27 protein-coding genes and 1 riboswitch are annotated in these 25,610 nt (G+C 44.5%); of the genes, 5 read left to right on the forward strand and 22 right to left on the reverse strand.

The features are described from left to right. Positions 1–143: 143 nt before the first annotated feature. The 7 genes from K5Q92_RS01885 to K5Q92_RS01915 all read right to left on the reverse strand — a co-directional run bounded on the left by K5Q92_RS01885 (position 144) and on the right by K5Q92_RS01915 (position 8,221). On the reverse strand, positions 144–2,186 hold the full coding sequence (locus K5Q92_RS01885; RefSeq protein WP_220767367.1) for a S9 family peptidase: 2,043 nt from the start codon (positions 2,184–2,186) through the stop codon (positions 144–146). Between the two features lie 283 nt (positions 2,187–2,469). Further along, positions 2,470–3,147 (reverse strand): DUF2076 family protein, encoded by a 678-nt coding sequence (locus K5Q92_RS01890; protein WP_220767368.1) that lies wholly within the window; start codon positions 3,145–3,147, stop codon positions 2,470–2,472. A gap of 315 nt (positions 3,148–3,462) precedes the next feature. After that, positions 3,463–4,710 carry a NupC/NupG family nucleoside CNT transporter gene (locus K5Q92_RS01895; protein WP_220767369.1) on the reverse strand — a complete coding sequence of 416 codons (1,248 nt, stop codon included), beginning with the start codon at positions 4,708–4,710 and terminating at the stop codon, positions 3,463–3,465. Positions 4,711–4,763: 53 nt separating this feature from the next. After that, positions 4,764–5,318: an NAD(P)H-dependent oxidoreductase gene (locus tag K5Q92_RS01900; protein WP_259649461.1), complete on the reverse strand. Its 555-nt coding sequence runs from the start codon at positions 5,316–5,318 to the stop codon at positions 4,764–4,766. Between the two features lie 318 nt (positions 5,319–5,636). Continuing rightward, positions 5,637–6,125: a hypothetical protein gene (locus K5Q92_RS01905; RefSeq protein ID WP_220767371.1), complete on the reverse strand. Its 489-nt coding sequence runs from the start codon at positions 6,123–6,125 to the stop codon at positions 5,637–5,639. 252 nt (positions 6,126–6,377) lie between these two features. Then, entirely contained in the window at positions 6,378–6,857 is a 480-nt protein-coding gene (locus K5Q92_RS01910; protein WP_220767372.1) for an aminoacyl-tRNA deacylase, read from the reverse strand. A 131-nt stretch (positions 6,858–6,988) separates the two neighbouring features. Then, positions 6,989–8,221, reverse strand: coding sequence for an adenosylhomocysteinase (locus tag K5Q92_RS01915; protein ID WP_220767373.1), 1,233 nt, complete (start codon positions 8,219–8,221; stop codon positions 6,989–6,991). Between the two features lie 153 nt (positions 8,222–8,374). On the opposite strand from K5Q92_RS01915, the gene K5Q92_RS01920 reads away from it, so the two are divergent. Continuing rightward, positions 8,375–9,289, forward strand: a complete 915-nt coding sequence (locus tag K5Q92_RS01920; RefSeq protein ID WP_220767374.1) for a LysR family transcriptional regulator — start codon at positions 8,375–8,377, stop codon at positions 9,287–9,289. 125 nt (positions 9,290–9,414) lie between these two features. Here K5Q92_RS01920 and K5Q92_RS01925 read toward each other — a convergent pair whose 3' ends face one another. The 3 genes from K5Q92_RS01925 to K5Q92_RS01935 are packed head-to-tail and all read right to left on the reverse strand — an operon-like array spanning position 9,415 to position 11,558. Then, positions 9,415–10,140 carry an amino acid ABC transporter ATP-binding protein gene (locus K5Q92_RS01925; RefSeq protein ID WP_220767375.1) on the reverse strand — a complete coding sequence of 242 codons (726 nt, stop codon included), beginning with the start codon at positions 10,138–10,140 and terminating at the stop codon, positions 9,415–9,417. Further along, positions 10,133–10,813, reverse strand: a complete 681-nt coding sequence (locus K5Q92_RS01930; protein WP_220767376.1) for an amino acid ABC transporter permease — start codon at positions 10,811–10,813, stop codon at positions 10,133–10,135. The genes K5Q92_RS01925 and K5Q92_RS01930 overlap by 8 nt, the downstream gene beginning before the upstream one ends. A 7-nt stretch (positions 10,814–10,820) precedes the next feature. Further along, complete coding sequence (locus K5Q92_RS01935; RefSeq protein WP_220767377.1) at positions 10,821–11,558, reverse strand: basic amino acid ABC transporter substrate-binding protein; 738 nt, start codon at positions 11,556–11,558, stop codon at positions 10,821–10,823. Between the two features lie 389 nt (positions 11,559–11,947). On the opposite strand from K5Q92_RS01935, the gene K5Q92_RS01940 reads away from it, so the two are divergent. The 3 genes from K5Q92_RS01940 to K5Q92_RS01950 all read left to right on the forward strand — a co-directional run bounded on the left by K5Q92_RS01940 (position 11,948) and on the right by K5Q92_RS01950 (position 14,269). Then, complete coding sequence (locus K5Q92_RS01940; RefSeq protein ID WP_220767378.1) at positions 11,948–12,892, forward strand: LysR family transcriptional regulator; 945 nt, start codon at positions 11,948–11,950, stop codon at positions 12,890–12,892. 260 nt (positions 12,893–13,152) lie between these two features. Then, complete coding sequence (locus K5Q92_RS01945; RefSeq protein ID WP_220767379.1) at positions 13,153–13,932, forward strand: nucleoside phosphorylase; 780 nt, start codon at positions 13,153–13,155, stop codon at positions 13,930–13,932. Between the two features lie 97 nt (positions 13,933–14,029). Continuing rightward, positions 14,030–14,269 (forward strand): YgjV family protein, encoded by a 240-nt coding sequence (locus tag K5Q92_RS01950; protein ID WP_220767380.1) that lies wholly within the window; start codon positions 14,030–14,032, stop codon positions 14,267–14,269. Positions 14,270–14,384: 115 nt separating this feature from the next. Here K5Q92_RS01950 and K5Q92_RS01955 read toward each other — a convergent pair whose 3' ends face one another. The 12 genes from K5Q92_RS01955 to K5Q92_RS02010 form a co-directional block, all read right to left on the reverse strand. Further along, on the reverse strand, positions 14,385–14,726 hold the full coding sequence (locus tag K5Q92_RS01955) for a TM2 domain-containing protein (RefSeq protein WP_220767381.1): 342 nt from the start codon (positions 14,724–14,726) through the stop codon (positions 14,385–14,387). Between the two features lie 411 nt (positions 14,727–15,137). Beyond that, positions 15,138–16,133: an adenosine deaminase gene (add, locus tag K5Q92_RS01960; protein ID WP_220767382.1), complete on the reverse strand. Its 996-nt coding sequence runs from the start codon at positions 16,131–16,133 to the stop codon at positions 15,138–15,140. A 90-nt stretch (positions 16,134–16,223) separates the two neighbouring features. Beyond that, positions 16,224–16,323, reverse strand: a riboswitch (purine riboswitch). A gap of 172 nt (positions 16,324–16,495) precedes the next feature. Then, on the reverse strand, positions 16,496–16,744 hold the full coding sequence (locus tag K5Q92_RS01965) for a YdcH family protein (protein ID WP_220767383.1): 249 nt from the start codon (positions 16,742–16,744) through the stop codon (positions 16,496–16,498). 318 nt (positions 16,745–17,062) lie between these two features. Next, positions 17,063–18,301, reverse strand: coding sequence for a RidA family protein (locus K5Q92_RS01970; RefSeq protein ID WP_220767384.1), 1,239 nt, complete (start codon positions 18,299–18,301; stop codon positions 17,063–17,065). A gap of 190 nt (positions 18,302–18,491) precedes the next feature. Further along, the gene (gene ureG / locus K5Q92_RS01975) at positions 18,492–19,115 is read right to left on the reverse strand and encodes an urease accessory protein UreG (RefSeq protein WP_220767385.1); all 624 of its coding nucleotides are present in this window, start codon (positions 19,113–19,115) and stop codon (positions 18,492–18,494) included. Between the two features lie 107 nt (positions 19,116–19,222). Next, positions 19,223–19,906 (reverse strand): urease accessory protein UreF, encoded by a 684-nt coding sequence (locus tag K5Q92_RS01980; protein ID WP_220767386.1) that lies wholly within the window; start codon positions 19,904–19,906, stop codon positions 19,223–19,225. 3 nt (positions 19,907–19,909) lie between these two features. Next, complete coding sequence (gene ureE, locus K5Q92_RS01985) at positions 19,910–20,428, reverse strand: urease accessory protein UreE (protein WP_220767387.1); 519 nt, start codon at positions 20,426–20,428, stop codon at positions 19,910–19,912. A 78-nt stretch (positions 20,429–20,506) separates the two neighbouring features. Further along, positions 20,507–22,210 carry an urease subunit alpha gene (gene ureC / locus K5Q92_RS01990; RefSeq protein ID WP_220767388.1) on the reverse strand — a complete coding sequence of 568 codons (1,704 nt, stop codon included), beginning with the start codon at positions 22,208–22,210 and terminating at the stop codon, positions 20,507–20,509. Positions 22,211–22,212: 2 nt separating this feature from the next. Then, a complete protein-coding gene (locus K5Q92_RS01995) occupies positions 22,213–22,530 on the reverse strand; it encodes an urease subunit beta (RefSeq protein ID WP_220767389.1) in 318 nt (105 codons plus the stop codon). A 48-nt stretch (positions 22,531–22,578) separates the two neighbouring features. Further along, the gene (ureA, locus tag K5Q92_RS02000; RefSeq protein WP_220767390.1) at positions 22,579–22,881 is read right to left on the reverse strand and encodes an urease subunit gamma; all 303 of its coding nucleotides are present in this window, start codon (positions 22,879–22,881) and stop codon (positions 22,579–22,581) included. Between the two features lie 84 nt (positions 22,882–22,965). Continuing rightward, complete coding sequence (locus K5Q92_RS02005; RefSeq protein WP_220767391.1) at positions 22,966–23,883, reverse strand: urease accessory protein UreD; 918 nt, start codon at positions 23,881–23,883, stop codon at positions 22,966–22,968. Between the two features lie 231 nt (positions 23,884–24,114). Beyond that, positions 24,115–24,285: a hypothetical protein gene (locus K5Q92_RS02010; protein ID WP_202720859.1), complete on the reverse strand. Its 171-nt coding sequence runs from the start codon at positions 24,283–24,285 to the stop codon at positions 24,115–24,117. 353 nt (positions 24,286–24,638) lie between these two features. On the opposite strand from K5Q92_RS02010, the gene K5Q92_RS02015 reads away from it, so the two are divergent. After that, positions 24,639–25,379 (forward strand): hypothetical protein, encoded by a 741-nt coding sequence (locus K5Q92_RS02015; protein WP_220767392.1) that lies wholly within the window; start codon positions 24,639–24,641, stop codon positions 25,377–25,379. The last annotated feature ends 231 nt before the right edge of the window (positions 25,380–25,610 follow it).

Below are 25,610 nucleotides of genomic sequence, written 5' to 3' on the forward strand. Positions count from 1 at the left end.
TTATATACAATGAGCTGAGGCCGCACTTAAGCTTGGGTATGAAAACACCTAATCAAGTGCATAAAAAAGACCAGCAGCAGAAGCTACTGGTCTAGTAAAAACCGTCAACCTATTTCAGGACGGGACAGCTAATTTAAAATGGATTAACGTCCGCCTGGCTCGGCAAAGCGGGTCATCCAATCTTCTACCTGGTTGTACCAATAGATAGAGTTATTAGGCTTCATGATCCAGTGATTCTCATCAGGGAAGTAGATCATCTTTGATTCAACGCCACGGGTTTGTAGGGTACGGAATAGCTCAAAACCTTGGCCAACTGGCACGCGGTAATCAAGCTGACCGTGGATAACTAACGTCGGGGTGTTAAAGTTCTCTGCAAAGTAGTGCGGAGAAATTGACTTGTAGATCTCAGGTTTTTCCCAGTAATTACCAAAACGGGTGCTGTGTACCGAGAAGTCTGCCGCCATTTGCGAGTACATGTTGTATACCGCTGCATGGATCAGCAACGCATTAAACGGATGTTCTTGACCAAGAATTATCGAGGTTAAATAGCCGCCGTAACTTGCACCGCCAGCTACCATACGCTCGCTGTCGATCCAGTCTTTTTGCTCAAACCAGTCCGCCGCTTTAAGCACATCTTCTAGTGACTTGTTTTTCCAGTCAGGGTTGATGCTGTCGGCAAACTCTTGACCAAAGCCACTTGAACCGTGGAAGTTAGGCCATGCCGTCACATAGCCCCAAGAGGCAAAGGTCTGCGCGTTCCAGCGGTAGTGGAAACCATCAGAAATAGCATTATGTGGACCACCGTGAATAAGCATCATTAACGGGTACTTTTTGCTGCGATCAAATCCAGGAGGGTAGTGAACCCACATCTGAATATCTTGGTCGTTATAGCCTTTGTAGGTTACCGACTCGTAAGTGCCCATATCAACGTCAGCAAGAATGTCGTCGTTAAAACTATCTAGACGGGTGGTTTTGCCATTGCGTGGATTAATAGTTACCAAGCGAGCTGGGTATAGGAAGCTGTCGTTAGTGGCAACGATAGTGCCATCCTCTGCCATTACCGGCTTACCAAAGTTGGTGTCTTTGGTAATAGCTTTGACTTTGCCGTTTTTCGCATTGATATGATAAATGCGGCTAGTGGCGGCATCATCAATGGCGGCATAAAAACCTTTGCTGTCGGCCGTCCAGCCAAAGCGTGATACCGAGCGATCCCAAGTGTCGTTAATCACTTTAGGTTGACGCTTTTTCATGTCCATTAACACTAGGCGTGAGGTGTCAGCGTAGAAACCGTGAATGAGCTGCTGAGTAAAGGCTAAGGTTTTGCCGTTGGGGCTAAACTGCGGATTACTGTTTGGCGCTTCGTTATCTGGGGTTAAGTTTTCAGCTTTACCGCTACCGATTTTAGCTAAGAAGATATCAATTTTTGGATCCACTTCGCGGGTCTTCTTTGCTTGATCCCAGCCGTTGGCTGTAAAGGCAATCCACTGCTCGTTTGGTGCAATATCATAGCTTGATGCGCTTTGTGATGAGCGAGGTAGCTGGTGCTTTAACGGTTGAGTGATAGCTTCAATTTCGCCGCCCTTAGCAGGGATACGGAATACGTGCGCTTGGCGGTCTTCATCAATCCAGTGGTCAAAGCTTGAGTAAGGCAGTTCAGTCCACTGGTGGGCTGAGACTTTAGTGTCTTTATCTGCTTTTAACTGCTCGGCCATTTCTTGCCAGTTTTTACCCGGGAAAATACGGCTAATAAAGTAGATGTGTTTACCGACCCATTTCATACCATATACGCCACCAGGCACATCGGTGAGCTTTTGTGCTTCGCCTGGACCATCCATTGGTAATAGGTAAACTTGGCCTGCTTTATCGTCATCACGCTTACTGATAAACGCTAAGGTTTTGCCGTCTGGTGAAAAAGTTGCTTCGCTTGCGCGCATACCTTTGGCTGTGAGTGCTTGTTGGATATCACCGTCTGTATCAAACAACCAAAGCTGAGTTGAGCCTTTATCTTCAGGCACATCATATTGGGTGACTGGTGCAACGACTTTGTCGCCATCCGGTGAGATAATTGGACTGCCTATACGGTTTAGTTGCCACAGCACATCAACCGAAAGGGGTTTAGTTGATTCTGCATATGCACTTGCCATTGGCATTAGCATAGAAAGTAACAGGATCCCGGCTTTCTTCACGAGTGGTTCTCCTTAGGAGCAATTTGTTGAGTTTTTTATTAGTGTTTTAGCCAGTTTGTAACTGGCGAAGCTAGTATAGCCGCGAATATTACAAAAAGGATATCAATATAAAGAGGCTGTTGCAGATGGTTACACAACTGATTTAAGCCAAGATTAATTACAGGGAATAGAAGCAGAATTGAGAAGATAGTGAGACTCAAATAAAAATGGCGGCAGAATCTTGGGTTCAGCCGCCATTATCTTTTGCACTTTTAGCTATGATGCTAGCTGTGATTAAGCGAGATTAAAACTCTTCGTCGTCGCCACCGAAGTCACCGAAACCGCCATCGCCAAAGCCTGCGTCATCAAAGCCGCCAAAGCTTTCATCGCCGCCGAAGCCGGTGTTGGCAAAGGTGTCTTCGCTAGCATATTCAGAAGCAAAGCCAGAGTTGTCACCTAAGAAGCTTGAACCTGCATCTTCTGGTGCTGCGGTATCGGCTGCAGCCGTTTCAGTTGCAGTATCAGTTTCTGGAGCTACTTCTGGAGCAACTTCAGGTGCTGCTTCTGCAGTTGCTGGTGCTTCATCACCAAATAGTGCGTTGCTGATTAAGTTACCCGCAACCATACCCGCAGCTACACCAGCAGCAGTTTGCATGAAGCTACCAAACGCACTTGGTTGACGAACAGGTTGAGGCTGCACTGGAGCCGGGTTAGTTCCGCCCATCATGCGGCTTAATGCACCACGCTCAGATTCTTTTCTGAAGTGCTCAACTTGAGTTTGTAAGAAGTCACTCTTTGACTTAAGTTCTTTCAGTGCCATCTCTTGTACAAGTACCGCTTGAGTTAGCTTGTAAACGATATCTTCTTGAGAAGCGATTTCTTTGCTGATTAAGCTTTCTGCTTCAGCATCTTTTGGCTTATTTGGGCTAGCTTTTAGTTTATCAGCTACGTTTTGAATCAGTTCTTGTTCTTGTGGAGTCATGTTCAAATTCCTGAATGTAAGGATACGTCTTTACGTATTTGACGCGCATCCTAGCTTAAGGTTCACATCGTGCGTATAACTAATAAATGATTACTGAATCAATAGCTTAAATAACTATCAGTTAACAACAATTAACAAACAAGCAGCTTTAAAAACTTACAAAGATTAAGAGAGTTTTATGTTCAAAATTGTGTGGGGTAGGGAGACTAGTTTGTTGTGAAAGGGCTTCAGCTAAAAAGTGATTTGAGGGAAAAGTGAGGCGCAACTGAATGTGCGCCTCAGCTTAATATTTAAGTCACGATTATACAGGCAGTATTAGAACGACATAAATAGACCAACAACGGTGGCTGAGAGTAGGTTAGCAAGGGTCGCTGCTAATAGCACCTTCATACCCACAGAAGCGATATAGCTAGACTTGCTTGGGATCATGGTGCTTAACGCTGCAACGACCATAGATACCGAGCCGATGTTAGCGAAACCACAGAGGGCTACGGTAATCACCGCAACAGATTTAGGTGACATCACTTCGCCTGTCGCTGCAACCACTGTTTCGCCAGAGATATAAGGTGCAAAACCTGCGTAGGCAACAAATTCGTTTAATACCAGCTTCTGAGCGATAAAGTTACCTGCCACATTAGCTTCAACCCAAGGCACGCCGATTAACCAAGCGATAGGTGCAAATGCATAGCCCATTAACAGCTCTAATGTTACACCTTCAAAGCCAAATAAGCCGCCAGCCCAGCCGATCATGCTGTTTAACATCGCCATTAAACCGATACAGGCAATGAGGATCGCACCCACAACCGCAGCAATTTGCATACCGGCAATAGCGCCTTTGGCAATTGCATCGATAAAGTTAGATGGCTTTTCATCATCAGGTAGTGCTGGTACATCGTTAACTGGTTGCTCTGTTTCTGGGATCATCAGCTTGGCAAATAGCAGGCCTGCTGGTGCACTCATAAAACACGCCATTACAAGATATTTTACTTCGACACCCATTCCCGCAAGACCTGCTAGAACAGAGCCCGCAATCGAGGCTAAACCACCGACCATGATGGCGAAGATCTCTGATTTAGTAAGATGTGGATGCCAAGGCTTAACAAACAGTGGTGCCTCAGTTTGACCGCATACCGTGTTGGCGATAGCGTTCATCGATTCCGCTTTAGATGAGCCAATCATCTTTTGTAGTCCGCCACCTAGCACTTTTACCACAAAGCCCATGATGCCCATATAGTGCAGTAAGCTGACTAATGACGCGGTAAAAATAATGGCTGGAAGTACTTGGAATGCAAAGATAAAACCTAGATTTTCAACCTGGAATGTCACCAAGTTACCGAACACAAAGCTAATACCTTTTGCGGCAAAGCCAAGCACATTAGCCACGCCGTTTGATAAAGCCAGTAACACGCTAGAACCAAAGCTGGTGGCCAGTACGAAGCCCGCGATAGCAAGTTGGATAATTAGCGCGCCACCTACAGTACGCCAGTTAACTTGTTTTTTAGCATTACAGAAGAGGTAACCTACGATAAGTAGGGCTACGATACCTAATATGGATTGAAACATAGTGGAAAGACCTATTGATAAATTGATTAATAAAGCTGATGACGATCGGTTAATTAAGTCAGTTGCTTAAATATGTGGGTTAAACGATCAACATGCTGCTGAGCTAACTGCATGACGGTGTTTTGATCGCCACCCTCATCTGGAGTTGAGTTCATTTCGAAGGTGATTACCGTATCGATGATCTCCATCTGTGCAGCCTTGACTGGATGCATAGCGGCTTGTAAATACTGCTCAAGAGGCAAGAAGTTAAACTCACCTGGTTGGTAAGAGTTTTCTGTTGCGCCACAGGTGATAGAGAGGATCACTTTCTTATGTTTAAGCTTGTCTCCTTCGGGACCGAAAGCGAAGTTATAGGTAAACACTTCATCGAACCACTGCTTCATTAAGGCGGGATAGGTTGACCAGTAAAGTGGAAATTGCAGCACGATAATATCGGCTTGAGTCAATAACTCTTGTTCCTTTGGCACATCGATTCGATAGTTTGGGTATACCTCATCGAGTTTATGGATCTTAATCTGGCTACAGTTTTGTAGTCGCTCAAGGATTTGTTTGTTAGCAACGGAGCGGCTGAGATCCGGGTGACCGGAGATCAGTAGCAGGTTACTCATTTTGTCTTTCATTGATATATACACTTGAAGTAATAGTAATAACTAGATGTCTTAAAGTGCTCACTACACCGGCCTCACAATCTATTGATAATGAGGTTCCCAATCGGTTTATATAATTTATGTAGGGGGCGAGCGCAGCGGCGCGCTAATATTGCATAGCGGGGTATTAAAGTAGATTAGCTTATTTGGATATTGGTAACAGAGTCACATTTAGGGGGGATTTTATGGCTGATTTTTGTCACTTTACACAAAATGAATCAGTTGCGAGCTTATCAGTTGTTTAGCTTATTAATCTAATGCTTAACTAATAGTCCAAACCTATTTGGCTTGTCTTCTTAGTGAAATGTCGCCGCTAATAATGTTTGCTTGTTCACCTGTCAGGCTAATCAGCTTTGCTTCTATGTGCATCGACATCGGAAATTGGCTATCGGGCTGTTTGATAATCACCTCTGCATAAGTTTTGACACGATTAGATAGGAAATAGTAAGTGCCACCCCACATACAATCGAAGTAGAAATTAGACTCGCTGAGGTTAATATTCTCTAAGCGGTTCTTAGAGTGCCTTAAATAGTTGTCTGTGGTGATAATGCTACAACTGTTATTTGCGCTGCCGTTGCCGAACCTGAAGATCAGTGCAGACTTGTCTTTAAGCTTTCCCTGTGTGCCACCTAGGTATTTATTGAGCTCAATTGTCACCCCTTTAATGTTCGAACTGGCTGTCTGGTTTGGTGTTGCTTGCGAGTTTATCGATAGCAACAGTAAGCCGCTCGCAATCAGTATAGAACTCACCCAGAGTAGAATATGCATAGTGCTTTCCTTGCCAGTTCATATCTTTATATCTGTTTAATCTGTGCACTCTTTACCCATTAATAATGCACTTGAATAGTCAATTCAGCAAGTATGGGGTTGTAATTAAGTTATTGAAAATTAAGTGTTCTATTAATTAAGTATGGCAGGGTGTTTAAGAGGCTGGGGGAGCGATGCCTAAAGATTGCAATGTTGGACAGAAGCAGGATTCTGTCCAACTTAACTCATAGTCTTACTGATTTGCAGTGTTAGTTAATGAATACTTTCGTGGCTAAACCTTAGGTGTTTTGCGTCCTTTATCAGTCTGACAAAGTCTTCTCTACCCAAATGAACGAGTGTGTTGTGATCACCCGCCTCAAAGTAGATCTCCTTGGCTTCGACTAACAACTCGTCGTAAACGGCCTCTAAGTTGTAGACCTCACCTAGCGATGGGATGGCACCCTTTTGGCAGTCGCCAAACATCTCATAGACTTCTTTCTCTTCGAGTAAGCGTAGATCGCGATTAAGTTTATCGCCTAGGTTTCGAAGGCTAATTTTATGATTCGCAGGTAGGACGGCCATCACTCGTCGCCCTTCATGATCTTCTAATATTACGGCTTTAGCGATCTTTGACGGAGAAATATTAGCGGCAATGGCAGAGCTTAAAGAACTATAACTGTGGGGATGAGGAACAAGTTCATAGTCGACCTTATTGTCATTCAGGTACTCATTTAATCGGGCTGAAATAGACATGGTATTACCTCATAAAAGTCCAATGATGCTACCTATAATTATAGTTCAGCCTAGCTAGAAGGATTAAATCAGACAGATTTTTATAGTTTAAAAAGCAGGAAGGAACGCTCACTTCCTGCCGAGTATTATGGTTAGTGATTAATCCAGTGTTGACAGGCAAGTGCGGCCACATCTATTTCAATATCATGGGGCACTGGCTGGGGGATAGGCGTTAAAGACTTGGCATTTAGCGCAATACGTTCAAGGCTTAAAGATTGTAGTGCAAGCCCGAGATCCATTATTTCGATAGGGTTACCATCTCCTGCGGCAAGGTTCACTAAGTTGGCATCAGATAGCACAAAGAGTGTCTTATCATTTAGCCTGTAGCCTTTGACTTGAGGGCGGATCGTTTCAACAGACTCGGCCATTTCCGCTAATGCTGGTAGATTAATTTCTCGTTGAAAGTGACCCGCATTAGCAATAATCACATTGTTGGCCATTAGCTCAAAATGCTGCTTATCGAGCACATTGTCGCGACCAGTAATGGTGATCACAAGGTCCGCATCGGGTAGGGCATCTTCAAGAGAAGCGGTGTAAAATCCTTCCATATGGGCTTCTAATCTGGTCAGTGGATTGTGCTCTACCACTGTAACATGCGCGCCCATTCCTCTGAGTCTTTGTGCGGTACCACTGCCACAATAACCATAGCCAATGATGACAGTTTTTTTGCCGTGCAGCATCACGTTGGTGGCACGCATAATGCCGTCAACGACCGATGAGCCCACCCCATAGCGATTTTCAATGATGCGTTTTGCTTGGGTGTCGTTAATGATCAAGGTGGCGAATGTATTTGAACTAAAGTCTTCACGTAGGCGATTAGCACCTGTGGTGGTTTCTTCGGTCGCGCCGAGTAAACTCGTAATTAGATGTTGGTTCTGGGGTTGAGTAAATAACAGTTCATGTAAGTCAGCGCCGTTGTCTGAAATGATATCTGGCTGGTGGTCGAGTACCTTTTGGCAATAGCGTAAATGGTCTTCAAAACTTTCACTGCGCTGGCTGTAAACATGTACTCCGTAATCTTCAACAATGGCTGCGACGGTCTCATCTTGTGTGGTTCCCGGAGAGCCGGTGATAGCCACAGTTGCGCCGCCTTTAGTCAATGCTTCAAGCCAAACACCTGTTTTAGCTTCAACGTGTAAACAGATCCCTATGGTTAGCCCTTTGAAAGGCTGCTCTCTTTCAAAACGCTCGATGATATTACGCATAATAGGCATATGGGCTCTGGCCCAATCAATGCGTTTTCGACCTAGTGGTGCCAGACTAATATCGGCAATTTCACAATCGATCTTGGCTGAGGTGCGGGTTGTTGGGGAGGTTGTAGTCATGATGAATATCCTAGTTATTGTTTATTCATCATTTACCAGCGCCACTGTTTTAACAATTTCACATATTGAACAATATTCTTTCCAATAAAACATTAATCACCGAAGTCACTGAGTTAGAATGCCTATATGTACTTTTAAGTGAAAGATAACCTAATGAAGTCGAGCTTTAACCTTAACTTGCTTAGCAGTTTTTATGCGGTTGCTCGCCATGGCTCTTTTGCTGGGGCGGCAAACGAATTGTGTTTAACTAACTCAGTTATTAGTAAACATATTAAGCAACTCGAAACCAGTTTACATAGTCAGCTGATTATCCGTACCACGCGCGCACTTGACTTAACTGAAGAGGGAGAGTTTCTCTACCTCAAGTGTCAGTCGATTTTTAATGAGATAGCTCAAGTTAAAGACTACATTGATGAAAAGCAGCGGGTAGTCAGTGGGCGTTTAGTGATAAAAATGCCGAGTATTCTAAAGCATGACGATACGATAGCTAAGAGCCTAGAGTTTATGCATTTAGCTCACCCTAATTTAATATTGGATATCGTCTTTAACGACAACTTGGGTGATTTAGTCAAAGAAGGGGTCGATATTGCCTTTCGTATCGGCAAGCTTGAAGACAGTAGTTACTTGTGCAGAAAAGTCCGCGATATTGACACCTATGTTGTGGCGTCTCCTGAATACTTAAAAGTTGCGGGTACGCCGCTTCATCCTAATGAGCTAACCCAACACAAATGCTTGCATTATAGCCATTGCCTCACAGGGCTTAATTGGTCGTTTAAACAAGAGGGTGAGCAATTTAATGTGCCGATATCCCCTGTATTATCTTCAATGAGCGAGTCCATGCTAGCGCAATATGCTTGTAAAGGGCTTGGTGTTACCACAACTCTAGACTTTGTGACTCATAAGGAGATTGAATCTGGACGATTAGTTAGTTTATTAAAAGATTTTACTTGGAAGACTGAATTATTTCTTATCTTTCCCTATGCGGCGGTAGTGCCATTAAAGACTCGTACCTTTATTAATAGTATTTTATCAACAAGGGATAATGGTTCTGAAGGAAAGCTGAGCTAAAAGTGACTGGTTACTTTAGCTCATGATATTGGCTTAAAGTGGAGATCATGGCGATATTAAGGCCGATTACCTCCACGGTATATTTGTTAACTTGAGTCGCCTCAGAGTTGGGTACTGCCTATGGGTTACCTTAACACCTTACTCAAAAACGCTTGAGTCCTGACCTCTTGAGGATTGCTAAATAGCGCCTCTGGCTTATCTTGTTCGACGATGTAGCCGCCGTCCATAAAGATGACTCTGTCTGACACATCACGGGCAAAGCCCATTTCGTGGGTGACTATTACCATGGTCATGCCTTTTTGTGCCAGCGACTTCATCACATCGAGGACATCACCGACCATCTCTGGATCCAGCGCCGAGGTTGGCTCATCAAACAGCATCAGCTCAGGCTTCATCGCAAGTGCTCTAGCAATTGCAACCCGCTGCTTTTGCCCACCCGATAGGCTAGAAGGATATGCATCAGCTTTATCTTTTAAACCAACTTGCTCAAGCAGTGCAATGGCCTCGATATCCGCTTGCGCTTGGGTCATTAGCTTCAGTTTTACAGGCGCGAGGGTGATGTTTTGCTTAACCGTTTTGTGGGGAAACAGATTAAAGTTCTGAAACACCATGCCCACTTTCTGTCTAAGTTTATCGACGCAGGCACCTGCAGCTGTGATCGATTGGCCATCTATGATGATTTCCCCTTCAGTTGGCTGCTCGAGTAAGTTGATACAACGCAGGAAAGTACTCTTACCGCTACCCGAGGGCCCAATCACACTGACGACCTCACCATGGTTAATCTGCTCAGTTATCCCTTTTAGCACTTGGTTATCGCCAAAGCTCTTATGTAAGTTATTTATTTTAATCACTTTGTTTCAACCTCGTTTCGAATCTAGACAGCATAAAGGTGAAGATATAGGTCAGTAACAGATAGATAAGCGCACAAGTAAATAGCGGTACGCTGTCTTCGAAGGTTCGGCTACGGATGATTTCCCCTGCCCGCATCAGATCCACACCGCCGATGAAACCAATTACCGCAGTCTCTTTGAGCAACACGATAAATTCGTTACCTAACGATGGCAGAATATTTTTAATCGCCTGAGGCAAAATCACCTCTTTCATGGTCGCTGCTTGTGATAGCCCAAGCGAACGCGCCGCTTCCATCTGGCCTTTATCGACGGCTTGAATACCGGCTCTAATGATCTCTGATATATAGGCGCCACTATTAAGGCCGAAGGCAATAATGGCAGCGGTTATCTTATCGACATCCAGTGCCGCAAGCACGATAAAGTAAAGGATCACTAACTGTACAACCACTGGTGTTCCACGGATCACGCTGACATAAAAATTAGCAGGCCAGCGTAGGTACCATTTAGATGACATCTTCATCAAGGTTGTCGCAACACCGAGAATCGAACCTATGATCATGGCGAAGAAGGTCACAATTAAAGTGACTTTAAGGCCGTTGAGAATAAGGTAAATTCCGATTAAGCCGTCTTCGCCTATGGGGGTAAACAGTGAAGTGTTAATTGCATCTATCATTAGTGACTCACTTCATGTGCTTGTTTACGAGGGCGTCATAGTCACCGTTTTGCTTCATGTTGCTTAGGCTGCTGTTGATGCTGTTTAGCAGTTCAACTTTGTCTTTGGCGACCGCAAAGCCATAAAACTCAGGAGCAAAATCGAGCTCAACCATCTTTAGCTGTGGATTTTTCTCTAAGAAACTTGCGGCTGGTTCACTGTCAAAGAGTACTAAGTCGACCTTTGAATTTCTTAGCTCCATCACGGCTTCAAAGCCTGTGTTGAATGCGGTGACATGCTGACTGTAACTCTTAGCCATGATGTCGCCGGTTGAGCCTAGCTGCACAGCAATATGCTTATCCTTAAGATCATCTAGGCTATTGATGCTGTTGTTATCTTTATTGACTAGAACCATCTGGGTGGCTTCATAGTATGGCTCGGAAAAATTCACGCTAGCCTGACGCTCAGGAGTGATAGTCATGCCTGAGGCGATAAAGTCGACCTTGCCAGCATTGAGCGCGACAATCAGTGAGTCAAAATTCATGTTCTCAATTTTTAGGGTCTTGCCTGCATCTTTAGCTATCTGCTGAGCTAAATCGATATCGAAGCCCATGATCTCATCACCATTTGGACCTCCTACGTATTCAAAAGGCGGGAATGAAGCATTGGTGCCCACAACAAGTACATCATCACTCTTACCGCAGCCCGTTAACATCAATGCCCCTGTTAAGCCTAAGCTTGCTACAACCAATACTGACTTCTTCATCTTCCACTCTCTTAATCAAAATACTTAACTGGCATCGACTATAAACGGATAAATATCTAAATCAATATTTATGCATTAAAAATGACTAAAAATTCCATTTAAATGTGTTTGAATGATTAACTATTAATCGTTATTTTGTTTTCTTAACGCTCTATTAACAGTTTGGTAGGGTGCTTATTTATATTCTCTGTGTTGTTTAGAATTTTATGTAGTAGCCTTTTGTGAATAAATATGCGGTACCTTGTTTTGCTGGGGGACCCAGAATTTTGAGCTGCTTCTTAAATTCATCAAGTCATCGTTAACAAACAAAGTATTACAACCTACTCTGATGAGTTGATGTATCTAGCCTCTCTTTAAGAGGTTGTCCTCCAATGATATAAGGTTGAAACATGAAAGATGGTCTACAGCATGAGGCCTATCAAATGGTGCTCTTTAACGCTTTAGCCTGTACAGGTAGCTTGACTAAAGCCGCAGATAAACTAGGTATATCAGTCTCTCATGTCAGTAAACAGTTGAACGTCATTGAAGAAAGACTTCAAACTCAACTGATTAATAGAAATACTAGAGCGCTTACCTTGACTGAGGAAGGTAAGGATTTCGCCAGTTACTGTGAGCAAATCGTGAATCTTATTCACTTAGCGAACACCAAAGTACCTAGTTGCAGAGATGAGCTTTCAGGAAATGTGCGATTAGCACTTTCCTGCTCATTCGGAAACCTGCACGTTTTACCTGTGTTGGATGCACTCCAGAAAAAGTACCCTGACCTTAATATCGAAGTGAGTTTGTTTGATTATAAGATAGACATGCTGGATGAAGGCTTCGATCTTTGGTTTACGACATTTGAAGAGATAAATATAGGTTATGTTGCCCAAAGAATAGTCGATACACATTTTATACTCTTGGCATCTCCAGATTACATACAGCGCTATGGTGAGCCTGCGCACCCTGACGATTTGACTGTTCACAACTGTGTTACCTATCACAGCAAGGATCGCAGTTATACCCATTGGTTATTTGAAAAAGAGGGTAAACAGCGGGATGTACAAGTTAATGGAAACTACCGAGTCGATAAGGCTGAGGCTATACGAGATGCGGTTATGGCGGGTAGGGGGATTGGTTATATCGGCAGCTATCTGCTAACTGATGAGTTAGAAAAAGGAGAGTTACTCCCCTTAATGCAAGATTGGAAGCCCATGCAAAAAATGCCTGTTTATGCGGTCTATCCACGAAACCAAAATCTTCCAACTCGACTGAAAATGATTATAGATGCTGTTAAACAGTCGATTGGTCAGCCAGCATATTGGGACGAGAACTTATCAAAGTGGCTTAAGTGATAAACAAGTTAACCTAAATTTGCTCTCAGAGTTCAATAGGCTCATATCCTCAATATCTCATTTGTTTACTGTTAACTGCAGGAGCTATTACTTTTTAACTTTTATCGGTCCATTTTTTTATTAACTCATTTTACATTCTCTGGCGGAAAAACTGTTTCAAGTGAAAGCCTGTAGATGAGAAAAATGAGCTTGATTACTATCTGATTATTAGCTGCAAAGTCAGCTCCAAGGTGTTCAAACATAATAATTAGAGGTGGGTTATGTCAGTCGTAGATAAAAGTGAAAGAACAAAAGGTATTAAGCAGTACCATATCGGTATGGTAGAAGGGGATGTGGCCGAATATGTTCTGCTACCGGGAGACCCATTCAGAACAGATATTATTGCGAAATACCTAGACGATGCCGAGTTAGTTGCCCATAAGCGCGAGCATAAAACCTATACAGGTTATTACAAGGGAGTTCGGGTATCTGTGACTTCAACAGGTATGGGCTGCCCATCTACGGCCATCGCAGCTGAAGAGCTAGCTAATATTGGCGCAAAAGTGTTCATCCGTTTAGGAAGCTGCGCAGCTCTGCAAGATGAAATTAATATCGGTGATTTAGTCATTACGACCGCGGCTATGAAAAACGAAGGTACATCAAAGTTTTATGTGCCAGACAATTTACCGGCTGTAGCGGATCTAGAAGTCACATCTGAATTAATTCGCGTCGCTAAAGAGATGTCTGTTGGTGAAAATTACCAGGTTCATTGGGGAATAAGCTCCACCGATGATTCATTTTACGGTGAAACTCCTGAATGGATTGAAAAGCTTATCAGCTTGAATTTAAAGAATATTGAAATGGAAGCATCAGCACTATTTACCGTGTGCCACCGTCGTGGATTGAAGGGGGCGACTATTTGTGCGGTTGCTGCTAATCATAAGCGCGGGGAGAACTTTTGGGGGAAACGCAATATTCTACTCGAAAAGGGGATTGAGAAAGAAACAGAGGTCGCACTCGAAGCCATTTACCGTTTTCATCATGGCAAGAATCTATTTTAAATTTAGTTGCTTAGGTGGTGTTTTATCAAGTGTAACCGACTGATTTTATTAGTATTAAAGCGCCACGATTCATGGTTTAACTCACAGGGAACTAATAATGAGTCATGAACTAATTGGCTATTTAGGTTCTATCGTTATAGCAATTTCTTTACTAGTAACCAATATAACAAGACTGCGTTACCTAAATTCAGCTGGCTGTTTAATGATGGTGATTTATGCGCTGTTGATTGGGGCGTATCCAGTCGTTCTGATGAATTGCATCTGTATCATGATCAATATTTATCACATCGTGAAAGTAGAAAGAGGCATCAAGGTTGAGCAGATAAAAGCAGATTGACCAGGAGTGTTTTTGTCGGCATTGAGCATAGAAAAGACAGCCGTAGCTGTCTTTTCTCTATCAACTGAATTAAGCAACTCCTTGCTTAACGAACTCTTGTTTAAGTCTTTTTTGATTAAAATCCCTGCGACACTCTTTTGCAGTAACGCTGCTCAAAGTTAAATGGTGTCATCTTCAGGGTGCGGAACGCATCGATCCAGCCCACGACCATAGGCACCAGTGTCCAGCTAAATGCTAAGTATAAGCTACCTTTTAGGTGCTGACCTAAATAGAACTTGTGTAGCCCTAAGCCTCCTAGTAGGAAGCTAAACCAGATGGCAAGCTTCTGGTTTTTGATACGCATATCAGGGTCGACTCCAGCTAAGGATTCTAACCCTTGTGCGGCATGACATTGTGGGCAAGAGATTGAATTAAGGTCGATTTTATGGCTGCACTGTGGGCAATCTATGTTCTGCATTGCAAACTCCAATAGTCAATACTGCTGATATCTGGCTAATACCTCATTATGTGTACAAGTGTGCGCCGAAACCTAGGTGTCTAGTTCACAAAATTAAAATAAAAGCGCTAATTTGGGCCTTTTTGAGCTAAGCCGAGTGGCTCTTACAAAGTTACATGAGCAACCTAAGCTTTGATTCAGTTAAATTCGCTTGAGTTAGGCTTTACTAGGGGGGCATTAGGCGTCAGAGCCATAGTGGGAGGGGGCTGTTATTAATTTTAGCTAAGCTAAGAGCTGTAGATACTTTTGGCGCTAAGCTTGAAACAAAATAGCCAAGAGCAGCAATTGTATACTGTCCTTGGCTATCAAGCGGAGATGTATGCGCGATTTATATTCATCGCGCTAAAGCCTTTAACCTTGGCTCACAGAGCCCTAATCAATAAACTTTAGTAAAGCCTGTTTGACTTCGTCTGACGCAAACGAGTTTTCAACACTCATCTGGTAAATCGTAAAGTAATCTTGCTCACTTAAGTTGAACTTCTCAGCCGATAGCTGCAGCTCTTTGGTCATGTTGGTATCTGATACTGTACGGTTGTCCGTGTTAATCGTAACTAATAAACCATCACGGTAGAAGTCACCAAATGGATGGTTTTCTAGGCTCTCAACTGCTTTGGTTTGCACGTTGCTGCTAGGGCAAGTTTCTAGCGCAACCGCTTCTGAACGCACTAAATCGTAAGCCTGTTTATGACTGTTGATATGAATGCCGTGGCCGATACGCTCGGCACCTAAGAGTGAAATCGCATCATACACATTTTGGCCAACACCTTGCTCACCGGCATGAATGGTGATTCTGTAGCCTTTTTCAAGGGCATACTTGGCGTAGGGAATATACTCGTGGCAGAAGCCTGGCTCTTCGCTTGCCGCTAAGTCAAAAGCCACTACGCCGTTATCGAGGAACTTAGCACCCGCATCGATAACATCATTGATATCATCTTTTGGTAGCACCTTAATGATAGACAGGATGTAGTTACCTTTGATGTCATACTGTGCTTCAGCTCTGCGCATCCCTTTGACGACGCTACCAATAATCTGCTCGAAATTCAGACCCATTTTGCGATGAAGCTGTGGGCCAAAGCGCACCTCTAAGTACTTCACGTTTTCTAAAGCCGCATCTTCAAATAGCTCGAACGAGATACGCTCAAGGGCTGCCTCGGTTTGCATCACAGATACAGGTAGTGCAAAGCGGGTCAGGTATTCATCAAGGTTAGGGCAAGACTCCGGTGCTACCATTAGCGCTTTGATGTCATCGACATCATGGCTTGGAATTTCAACACCTTGGATTTGAGCAAGGTCGATAACAGTTTGTGGGCGAACGCTACCGTCTAGGTGGCAGTGAAGATCGATTTTGGGTAGCTGTAGATAATTCATGAAGCTCTCCTTTATTGAGTGGTTAAACTAACCTAGCAAGTCAGTACTCAAACTGTTACGCAGCAACAGTTAACCAATACTAGATCAGTATTAATAAAGTAAAGTCTTCATAATCAAGAGTTTAGGGCTCTTGGTAGAAACTCTCAAACCATATCATTGAGATTATACGAAGCGTTAATCCCTAATATTAGCATTCATTTATCCATTTACGGAAGAGTTCCGTTAGAAATAAGACCAGCGTATATTTTCATCGTTATCAGCGACATTGAGGTGCAGCAAGACTGAAAATGGCTGAGTTAATGGCCAAAAAGGTGTTGTAAATACCTTTTTGGCTGAAATCGCTAGGTCAAATATTGAAACAGTTATTTATCGTGGTGGGCTTTTAGCTTCTGGAATAAGACGTCTTTTAAGTTAGCGCGGGTTAGCTTGAGTCGGTGCATATGTTCGTCATCGGTAGGGCTACCGGCGATTTCGAGTTGGCGAATATCATAGTCTAGGAGGTGGTATTGCTTAGATAATTTGTCAAACTCTTGGTCGGTATAATTCAAGTACACGATATCTTTTTTAAACTCAGGGAAATCGAAAATAAGCGCGTGGTTCTCATTTAACATAGGTGCTCCTTGAAGTGCTGAACTGTTTGAACAGAAACCTGTTATTTTGGCACTGAATTCACTATAGCAGTGCTATTGACTCTAAAGTGAGATCTCTGCAGGTTTTAGCGACAGTAAAGATGAAAAATAATGAGGGAATAAAACGCTGACTCAGAGTGACAACGGATACTGAAATGCCTGTTTGATCTTGTTTGACACTAAGGTTATTGCGGATGAATAAAGGTGTGCATAAAAAGCATCAATTTTGAATCGGTAATCATAGCTCGATATGAATAGACGCTAATGGCGGGTTAGCTTTACCCGCCGAGTGAATATTCGTTAAGCTTGAGACGGGGTGCCTTCACAGTTTGAAATAACAGCGTCTATTTGCACCTGTGCGCCCATTGGTAATGTCGACACTGCAAAGACGGTTCTTGCTGGAAGGTCCTGTTTGAAAAATGTGCTGTAGACTTGGTCGATTGCATCCATATCTTCGATATTGGCAACTTGAATATTGACCTTGACCACGTCATCCATCACATGCGCGACACTCTCGATAATCGCTTTTATATTGTTTAAACATTGCTTAGTTTGCTCAGTAACATCAGCGCTAACTATTTCGCCCGTTGTTGCATCGATTGGTAGCTGGCCTGAAACATGGTTGTAGTGAGAAAATGCAACTGTATGCGAGTAGGGCGCTGGTGGCGCATTGTTGGTATTGCTGGCTTCTATCACGATAAAACGGCTGTCTTCTTGTGGTTGTGGTGGCGTGCCATCACCATGTGACACGACTGTATCTATTTGCACTAAAGCCCCCATTGGTAGTTCTGTTGCATTGACTATGGTACGTGCGGGTACGTAGCTGTTGAAAAAGGTTGAACACACTTCATTGACCGCGGCTATGTCTGCAAGATCTTTTAGGTAGATGGTTGTTTTTACAATATCGCCCATCACATGATTGATGCTCTCTAATACTGCTTTAATATTATTTAAGCACTGCTTGGTTTGTTGCGTGATATCGCCAGCAATCAATTTACCCGTTGTTGGCTCGATAGGTAGTTGTGCCGAAAGGTTATTATAATGAGAGAAGGCGACGGTCTGTGTCGACATGGCACTGGTTGGCGCATCTTGAGTATCTCTAGAGACTTTCACCAATGGGCAAGGAGCTTGTGGTGCAGTGCCCTCAGCATTTGAAATCAACGCATCCATTTGCACTAAGGCATCAGTTAAGGGTAACGCTTTTACAGCCACAACGGTGCGGGTTGGCAGCGGCGCTGAAAAGAATGTGGCATAGACTTCATCAATAGCATCCATATCGTCGATATTCTTAACAAATAAGGTGATTTTGACCATGTCGTCCATTACGTGACCGATACTTTCAATGATGGCCTTTATATTGGTTAAGCATTGCTTTGCTTGAGCTTTTATATTGCCAACAACAATGTCACCCGTGTTTGGGTTAACTGGTAGTTGTGCTGAAATGTTGTTGTAATGAGAGAAGGCGACAGTTTGTGTAGAGTGCGCACTTTGTGGTGCATTAGCTGTGTTTCTTGAAACTTTTATAATGTCGTGACTCATGTTGAACATTTACCTCTTAGGTTTTTAATCCGTAGATTTCAGGTTGTGGTGCTTGCATCAGATTGAGATGAAAATCACCGTTGCGTTAATAGCAGCGAATGACTTGCTGCTTAATTAGTGACTGCTTGCTTGTCATTGCTAGCAAGCAGTCATTGGTGGGGGAGTTGCCATGCCGTACCTGTGACAGGCGTTAGCTATTGAGCATGCCCGCTGTTTCGATAAAGGTGATGATCTCTGGTACGCCTTTGCCCTGTTTCATGTTGGTAAATACATAAGGTTTTTCAGGGCGCATGCGCTGGGTGTCTTGATCCATTACTACAAGAGAGGCGCCAACATAGGGAGCAAGATCGATTTTATTAATCACTAATAGATCGGAGCGAGTGATCCCAGGGCCACCTTTGCGGGGAATTTTTTCACCTTCGGCCACATCGATGACATAGATGGTGATATCTGCCAGTTCAGGGCTGAAGGTCGCGCTTAAGTTATCGCCACCACTTTCAACAAAAACCACATCTAAGTTTTTGTGGCGCTTTGCTAACTCCTCTACAGCGGCTAAGTTCATCGATGCATCTTCGCGAATGGCGGTATGGGGGCAGCCGCCAGTTTCGACGCCGATAATCCGGTCAGCATCTAAAGCTTCTGCGCGGGTTAAAATCTTGGCATCTTCTTGGGTGTAAATGTCGTTGGTGACGACAGCAATTTGGTATTTATCCCGCAGCGCTTTACACAGCACTTCTAATAGCGCTGTCTTTCCTGAGCCCACGGGACCACCTACGCCGATCCGCAGTGGTTGTTTATAATCTAATTCAGTCATGTTTGTTCCTAAGTAGGATTAAGGCGTGTTTAAGCCACAGCCTTAGGTGATAGTGGCTCGAATGGTTGCGAGCACAGTTCAATTGTTTTTTGATTGAAACCTTGTGGCTAAGAGCGAAATAGCCGAGTGTATTGATGCTCATGACGGCAACTCGCCATCACTTGCGCTGGTGTAAAACTGCCTATCTCATCATCTTGTATGGTGAGGGCTTTATCTACCGCAGCAGGAATGCAGCTTGCGAGTGACATCAATAGCTGTTGGCCGACACTCTGGCCAAGTGGAACCAGTTTTATCCCCACAACGACGGCATTTTCAAGCCAGCTCCATAAGTAGCCCCCTAGTGCTTTTTCTAGCGGGATTTGCCATTGATTGATGGCTAAAGCAAAGGCGGCTAACTGAGAGGTTTGCACCATAGTTTTTAGCTCAGGGGTTAATGTCAGCCCAAGCTTTGGTAGTAGTTGGGCATAAGCGATACCTCGTTGATACTCTTCTAGTCGTAGCTCTTTAGTCTCACGGCTAGCTGTTAAATAGTGACACCAAGCTTGGGCCTGAGCGTATTCACTGGCTGCTAGGTAACCTTGAATTCGGACTAAAATGGGCAGTTCAAGATGGGTTAAACTTTCAAGCATCTGACTCTTAAGCCACTCTTCTAGCGCATCGGCTGTCGATACCCAGCCCTGTTCAATTGCCCACTCCAAGCCCTGGGAGTAGGTAAAGCCTCCAACGGGGAGGGAGGGGCTTATCAACTGATATAAGCGCAATTCTGGTAGCATGTTTTGGATGTTGTACATGGCTTAATGTTCGTGGCTGTGGCAGTGCTCGTGATGATGGCTGTTAGCCATTTTTTCTAAGCTGCTGTCGTAAACTTCTCCATGGGAATGTCCACCTGTAGTGCCGCCATAAGCGCCGGGTTCAGGCTGGAATGCTGCACTTTCAACTTTTACCTCAAGCCCTAACCCCATCAGCATTTCATCTAAGACATGATCGTGTTGGTATCGGCACCACCCGGCTTCAACTTGTAGTGGCACATGTCGATTTCCTAAGTGATAACAGCCTTTGGCAAAAAGGGTCGCATCATCACTACGTGCGGTGGACACTTGCTCTTTAGCAGCGATAACTTCAACCACAAAGCCGTCGTCGCTAGCCAGTAACGACCCATGGTGCAAAATGTGTCCTCGCGGCAACATTAATCCTGCATCTCGACCATCTTCAAGGACGATACGTAATCGACTCTTAGTGCGCTCAACCATGGTTAAACACACCTTTGCATCAATATGAGTTGCTTGGGGTAATATCTGGGTTAACTTAATCATTTTGACCTCTTCAAAAAGCCGAGTGAGTCAACAGAGCAACATTCGGCATGGCGTTGAAAATTAAACAAACTCCAACAATTAGAATAAGAAGTAGCGTTGAGCCATTGGCAGCTTTGCAAGGGGCTCACACACCAAGGGCATGCCATCGGCTTTGACCACATAAGTTTGTGAGTCGAGCTCGATATGCGGCACGTAGCTGTTGTGGATCATGTCCTGTTTACTGATATTGCGGCAGCCTCTAACCTCGCCGATAAGGTGAGTTAACTTGAGCTTTTCAGGTATGGCGGCCTCAATGGCAGCCTTTGGCAAGAAAGTCATGGATGTTGCTGCACGGGCCTTGCCTGTTGCTGCATACATAGGGCGGTAGTGCACGGGTTGTGGCGTAGGAATGGCACCATTAATATCGCCCATTGGGGCATAAACCGTTAAGCCACCTTTGAGCACTAACGCGGGTTTGACGCCAAAAAATGCGGGATCCCACAGCACGATATCCGCCAGCTTGCCCACTTCAATGGAGCCCACTTCGTGGCTTATCCCGTGAGCGATGGCTGGGTTAATGGTGTACTTGGCGACATAACGCTTTAGGCGAGTATTATCAGCATCTTCATTGTCGCCTTCGAGTGGGCCACGTTGAAGCTTCATCTTATGGGCGCATTGCCAGGTACGCATGGCAACCTCAGCCACGCGTCCCATTGCTTGAGAATCCGAACTCATCACTGAAATTGCACCTAAGTCATGCAAGATATCTTCAGCGGCAATGGTTTCACGGCGAATACGGGACTCTGCAAAGGCAACGTCTTCTGCGATAGCGGGATCTAAGTGATGGCATACCATCAACATGTCTAAATGCTCATCCACGGTATTGACGGTGTAAGGCATGGTCGGATTGGTCGAGGCAGGAATGATATTAGGCTCGCCTACCGATTTTATGACATCGGGAGCATGGCCGCCGCCGGCACCTTCAGTATGGAATACGTGAATAACACGATCACCAATGGCATTAGCGGTTGCCTCATAAAAACCCCCTTCATTTAAGGTATCTGAGTGGATAGCCACTTGCACGTCCATCTCGTCAGCGACACTTAAACAGGTATCGATGGCTGACGGCGTTGCGCCCCAATCTTCATGAATTTTGAGCCCCATAGCACCGTTGCTTATTTGCTCTCGAATGGCATCTGGGTTACTCACAGTCCCTTTACCGAATAAACCGACGTTGATGGGTAACTCATCTGCCGCTTCTAACATGCGGTGCATGTTCCACGTGCCAGGAGTGACTGTTGTTGCCGTTGAGCCTGCAACAGGGCCGGTACCGCCCCCAATAAAGGTTGTAGTGCCAGCACACAGACCTTCTTCAGCCTGCTGCGGGCAGATAAAGTGAATGTGAGTGTCAATCGCACCAGCGGTAATGATTTTTCCTTCACCTGCGATAGCTTCTGTACCTGCGCCAATGACGATGTCGACATTGGGTTGTACATCGGGGTTACCGGCCTTACCAATTCCAACAATACGCCCATGCTTGATGCCGATATCGGCTTTAACTATGCCCCAATGGTCAAGAATGAGTGCATTGGTAATCACGGCATCAACACAATCTTGACTCAATACCTGACTTTGCCCCATACCATCACGGATCACTTTTCCACCGCCAAACTTAACTTCTTCACCATAGGTGGTGAGATCTTTTTCAACCTCTAAAATCAATGCAGTGTCAGCCAAGCGCACACGATCGCCGACCGTTGGGCCAAACATATCTGCATAAGCTTGTCTTGAGATCTTAGCCATACTTACTCCTTAATTTTGCCCATGATTTGGCCATCAAAGCCTTGAATTATGCGCTTGCCAGAAAAAGCGACCAGTTCGACCGTTCGGCTTTGCCCTGGCTCGAATCGCACAGCCATCCCTGCGGGAATGTCGAGACGAAAACCTAAGCTCTGCGCTCGGTCGAAACTTAAAAACTGATTCACTTCGTAAAAGTGATAATGAGAACCCACTTGAATAGGGCGGTCGCCAATATTCGCGACCGCTAATGTTCGCTTTTGATAGCCTTGATTGAGCGCAATCTCACCAAGATTTTTATTTATTATGATTTCACCCGGGATCATGGTGTGGTCCTTAAACAACGTATTCGATTAACCGTTAACAATATCTTTTTAAACTATGGGTTCGTGGATGGAGACTAACTTGGTGCCATCTGGAAAAGTGCACTCCACCTGCACGTTATGCACCATCTCTGGTACGCCTTCCATAACCTGCTCTGAGGTTAAAATTGTGCGGCCATAATTCATCAGTTCAGCTACTGTGCGGCCATCTCTAGCGCCCTCTAAAATGGCACAACTGATTAATGCGACTGATTCGGGATAGTTGAGCTTTAAGCCTCGCGCCAGCCGACGCTCAGCGAGTAAGCCAGCGGTAAATAGCATTAACTTATCTTTTTCTCTTGGGGTTAGTTCCATGGTAAAAGTCTCTTTAAAATCATAGGGTTTATTGGTGTGGCTTTAAGTGCGATTAAGCGTGAATGAGTGCTTGAGCTGCAGAGCTTAAGTTGACCAAATTCTAGGTACATCGGGGAGTTGACCAAACCAGTGTTGGCGAACGCAGCGCCAGATCTGTACAAAACTGGCCATCATAGGTTCGGTTTGTTGCCCCAAGGCGCGTACCACCAATAAGCTGTTTTCTGCCGGACTATTGAGGGTCATAGCACTACTCATTGACGAGCTGCCTAGCTCGCTGGTTCCCAGCACAATCTCAGTTGCGAAGCGCGCTTGCTGCTCATCAATCACTTGATTCACTTTGTCGATAAGCTCCCTATCAACAGGAGTGATATACAGACTTCCAGTCATGGAGAAGTTGCGCATTGCAGCCGCTTGCTTGAATTGAAACTGATCTTGGAACCTTAGGCTTTCAGTCAATAACAGCTTGTTATCACGACAAATAAAGGTTTGGCCTAATACTGTTCCGTAATTGAACTCTTCCCCAAGTTGTGGACGACCGAAGCATTGCATTTCCCAGCCAATAAAGCGGGCATTGGCGGCTAAATTCACTTGAGTGAGTAACTTACAGTTAGCTCCTGGGAAGAAAATGTTCTCCATGGGAAGCCACTCGAGTAACCCCGATTCTGCAACGCTCAATTGCTGGCTTTGCCATGCCAGCTTTGCATTACTACGATAGAACTTAGTCGCCCCCGGCGTGGTTAATAACGCATGAGCCTGCTCTGCAACATCAACAGTGAAGCTGAGTTGATCGCCGCCAACCACGCCACCTGGCGGGTGTAAAAGATAGGTATGACAAACCGCACCTTCAGGGAAAAATGTCTTTTGAACCGTTAACGGCCCGATTTGATGACGCTCTAAAAGCCGAGTTTTTTCTCGCTTAATACCGTATTTGAGGTGCAGTTCTGCACGCCAGCCAGCATCAGACTCTGGGCGTTTAAAATAAACGCTTTGTGGAGTATTCATTATTCAAATTTATCCAAATCATCAAGGCAAAATTGCAAGCCAACAGATCACAACCCCAAAATCTGAGTATGTGATCCTGATATAGATTTTGAAAAACGCGCGCAACTAGCTAGCCCAAACAATTTAAAATTGTTGAGAGTTTGAACTAAACGCGACGGCAAGAGGGTAAACGAACCAGACTTGAACGGCTGCGTGCGTTTTAAAATCTAATGAATAAAAATTTGTGAATAGTTAGCGCTTTGAACGAACCCAAATCGCGTAGCCGGCAACAATAGCGGCGAGTAAGATAAGTGGTGCAACATCAGATAGGTGGTGGAACAAGCCAACGGCACCATGACCTGGGTGTGCCCAAGAAACAGACGGGATCAATAGCATGATCAATGTAGGAAGAAGACTCTTCATTGTGTGTATATCCTGAAATAAATTGTGGTAAGCAGTGCGGAGGAAAGAACATTCCTCCTGAGAAGCCGCCATAGTAAACCTTTTCGGCCAGAAAACAATGATGGAGATCACTAATTGAGCGACAAGTGCGAAGAAAATCTGATTTTTAGTGGGATTAACTAGCGAGAGAGAGGCTTGTCTTTATATACAATAGCTTGGGTTTGAATTAAGCCACAAGCCTTATCAAACCTAGTGTTCTTGCATTTTACAGGTTGAAAATGAGCACCTATAGTTAATCCACGATGTTGTCTGTATTTTGTTGTGAGACTTTCTATTATTTATGCAGATAATGAGTAGATTGCGCGGAGCTGTATATGACACTTCATAAAAGTAAGGCGGAGCTCTTTCCCTTACTTCACCTGTTGGATGATTTTAGCCACTTCCAACTACAACATGGTTTTATTCAAACATTAGCCGAAAAAGATTTGCGTCTGCAGGCTCCTTCCTCAATCGAGTTAGATGACTCATCTGTTATACCCTGCGTTAGTATTTATGACGATTCATCGCATGAGAACACCACTGCTTTACAGCAATACTTTTGCGATACATGCGCAGACGATGAGTTGGTCTGTCAGCAGATATTCAACACCCTCACGCCTGTCAGTCACATCTCCGAAAGCAGGCATCAGAGGCATTATCGATTAGTGGCTTTTTCTGAAGAGGAAAAGCGTACACCCGTGGCGTTTGTGACCTTTAATGTTAGTCTGCTCGACTCTTGGTATTCGGACGATAATACCTGTAATGAGCGCCAGATAGGGGGCTGTTGTTATCTGCTTTATGCCTATGTGGTACCAAAGTGGCGTCGCCTTGGGGTAGGGAGCTGTCTGTTTCACCTTATTTCAAATCTATTTTGGGCCCAGTTACAGTTTATCGATGCCCAGGCAAAATCCCATCAGTTAACTATGGTGCCTTTGATCTATGAGAGTGAGGCCGCAAAAGGAGCGGAAGGCTTGCTGCGTCAAGTCGCGATGAATATCAATCAGTATGAGGCTTTATCATTGAATAATGATAAAGCCTCCACGACTGTTAAGCCTTGTATGAGTAATATTTTATAGGCTTTGTTTTAGGGCTGGCTCTTTGCTTTAGGCCAATGGCCACCGGGCAAACAAATTGCCCTCCCGCTCAAGGCTGGCTCTTTGCTTTAGGCCTATGGCCACTGGGCAAACAAGTTTTCCCTCCCGCTCAAGGCTGGCTCTTTACTTTAGGCCTATGGCCACCGGGCAAACAAGTTGCCCTCCCGCTCAAGGCTGGCTCTTTACTTTAGGCCTATGGCCACCGGGCAAACA

This window comes from Shewanella sp. MBTL60-007 (assembly GCF_019654915.1).
Classification (GTDB): Bacteria; Pseudomonadota; Gammaproteobacteria; order Enterobacterales; family Shewanellaceae; genus Shewanella.

Coding starts and splice junctions, on each gene's coding strand:
- ureA (WP_220767390.1), bottom strand. CDS start 22,881: ATGGAACTAACCCCAAGAGAAAAAGATAAGTTAATGCTATTTACCGCT.
- K5Q92_RS01910 (WP_220767372.1), bottom strand. CDS start 6,857: ATGTCTATTTCAGCCCGATTAAATGAGTACCTGAATGACAATAAGGTC.
- K5Q92_RS01895 (WP_220767369.1), bottom strand. CDS start 4,710: ATGTTTCAATCCATATTAGGTATCGTAGCCCTACTTATCGTAGGTTAC.
- K5Q92_RS01940 (WP_220767378.1), top strand. CDS start 11,948: ATGAAAGATGGTCTACAGCATGAGGCCTATCAAATGGTGCTCTTTAAC.
- ureC (WP_220767388.1), bottom strand. CDS start 22,210: ATGGCTAAGATCTCAAGACAAGCTTATGCAGATATGTTTGGCCCAACG.
- K5Q92_RS01970 (WP_220767384.1), bottom strand. CDS start 18,301: ATGAGTCACGACATTATAAAAGTTTCAAGAAACACAGCTAATGCACCA.
- K5Q92_RS01890 (WP_220767368.1), bottom strand. CDS start 3,147: ATGACTCCACAAGAACAAGAACTGATTCAAAACGTAGCTGATAAACTA.
- K5Q92_RS02015 (WP_220767392.1), top strand. CDS start 24,639: ATGACACTTCATAAAAGTAAGGCGGAGCTCTTTCCCTTACTTCACCTG.
- K5Q92_RS01950 (WP_220767380.1), top strand. CDS start 14,030: ATGAGTCATGAACTAATTGGCTATTTAGGTTCTATCGTTATAGCAATT.
- K5Q92_RS01980 (WP_220767386.1), bottom strand. CDS start 19,906: ATGTACAACATCCAAAACATGCTACCAGAATTGCGCTTATATCAGTTG.
- ureE (WP_220767387.1), bottom strand. CDS start 20,428: ATGATTAAGTTAACCCAGATATTACCCCAAGCAACTCATATTGATGCA.
- K5Q92_RS02010 (WP_202720859.1), bottom strand. CDS start 24,285: ATGAAGAGTCTTCTTCCTACATTGATCATGCTATTGATCCCGTCTGTT.
- K5Q92_RS01905 (WP_220767371.1), bottom strand. CDS start 6,125: ATGCATATTCTACTCTGGGTGAGTTCTATACTGATTGCGAGCGGCTTA.
- K5Q92_RS01935 (WP_220767377.1), bottom strand. CDS start 11,558: ATGAAGAAGTCAGTATTGGTTGTAGCAAGCTTAGGCTTAACAGGGGCA.
- K5Q92_RS01955 (WP_220767381.1), bottom strand. CDS start 14,726: ATGCAGAACATAGATTGCCCACAGTGCAGCCATAAAATCGACCTTAAT.
- K5Q92_RS01920 (WP_220767374.1), top strand. CDS start 8,375: ATGAAGTCGAGCTTTAACCTTAACTTGCTTAGCAGTTTTTATGCGGTT.
- add (WP_220767382.1), bottom strand. CDS start 16,133: ATGAATTATCTACAGCTACCCAAAATCGATCTTCACTGCCACCTAGAC.
- K5Q92_RS01945 (WP_220767379.1), top strand. CDS start 13,153: ATGTCAGTCGTAGATAAAAGTGAAAGAACAAAAGGTATTAAGCAGTAC.
- K5Q92_RS02005 (WP_220767391.1), bottom strand. CDS start 23,883: ATGAATACTCCACAAAGCGTTTATTTTAAACGCCCAGAGTCTGATGCT.
- K5Q92_RS01900 (WP_259649461.1), bottom strand. CDS start 5,318: ATGAGTAACCTGCTACTGATCTCCGGTCACCCGGATCTCAGCCGCTCC.
- K5Q92_RS01930 (WP_220767376.1), bottom strand. CDS start 10,813: ATGATAGATGCAATTAACACTTCACTGTTTACCCCCATAGGCGAAGAC.
- K5Q92_RS01965 (WP_220767383.1), bottom strand. CDS start 16,744: ATGTTAAATGAGAACCACGCGCTTATTTTCGATTTCCCTGAGTTTAAA.
- K5Q92_RS01915 (WP_220767373.1), bottom strand. CDS start 8,221: ATGACTACAACCTCCCCAACAACCCGCACCTCAGCCAAGATCGATTGT.
- K5Q92_RS01995 (WP_220767389.1), bottom strand. CDS start 22,530: ATGATCCCGGGTGAAATCATAATAAATAAAAATCTTGGTGAGATTGCG.
- ureG (WP_220767385.1), bottom strand. CDS start 19,115: ATGACTGAATTAGATTATAAACAACCACTGCGGATCGGCGTAGGTGGT.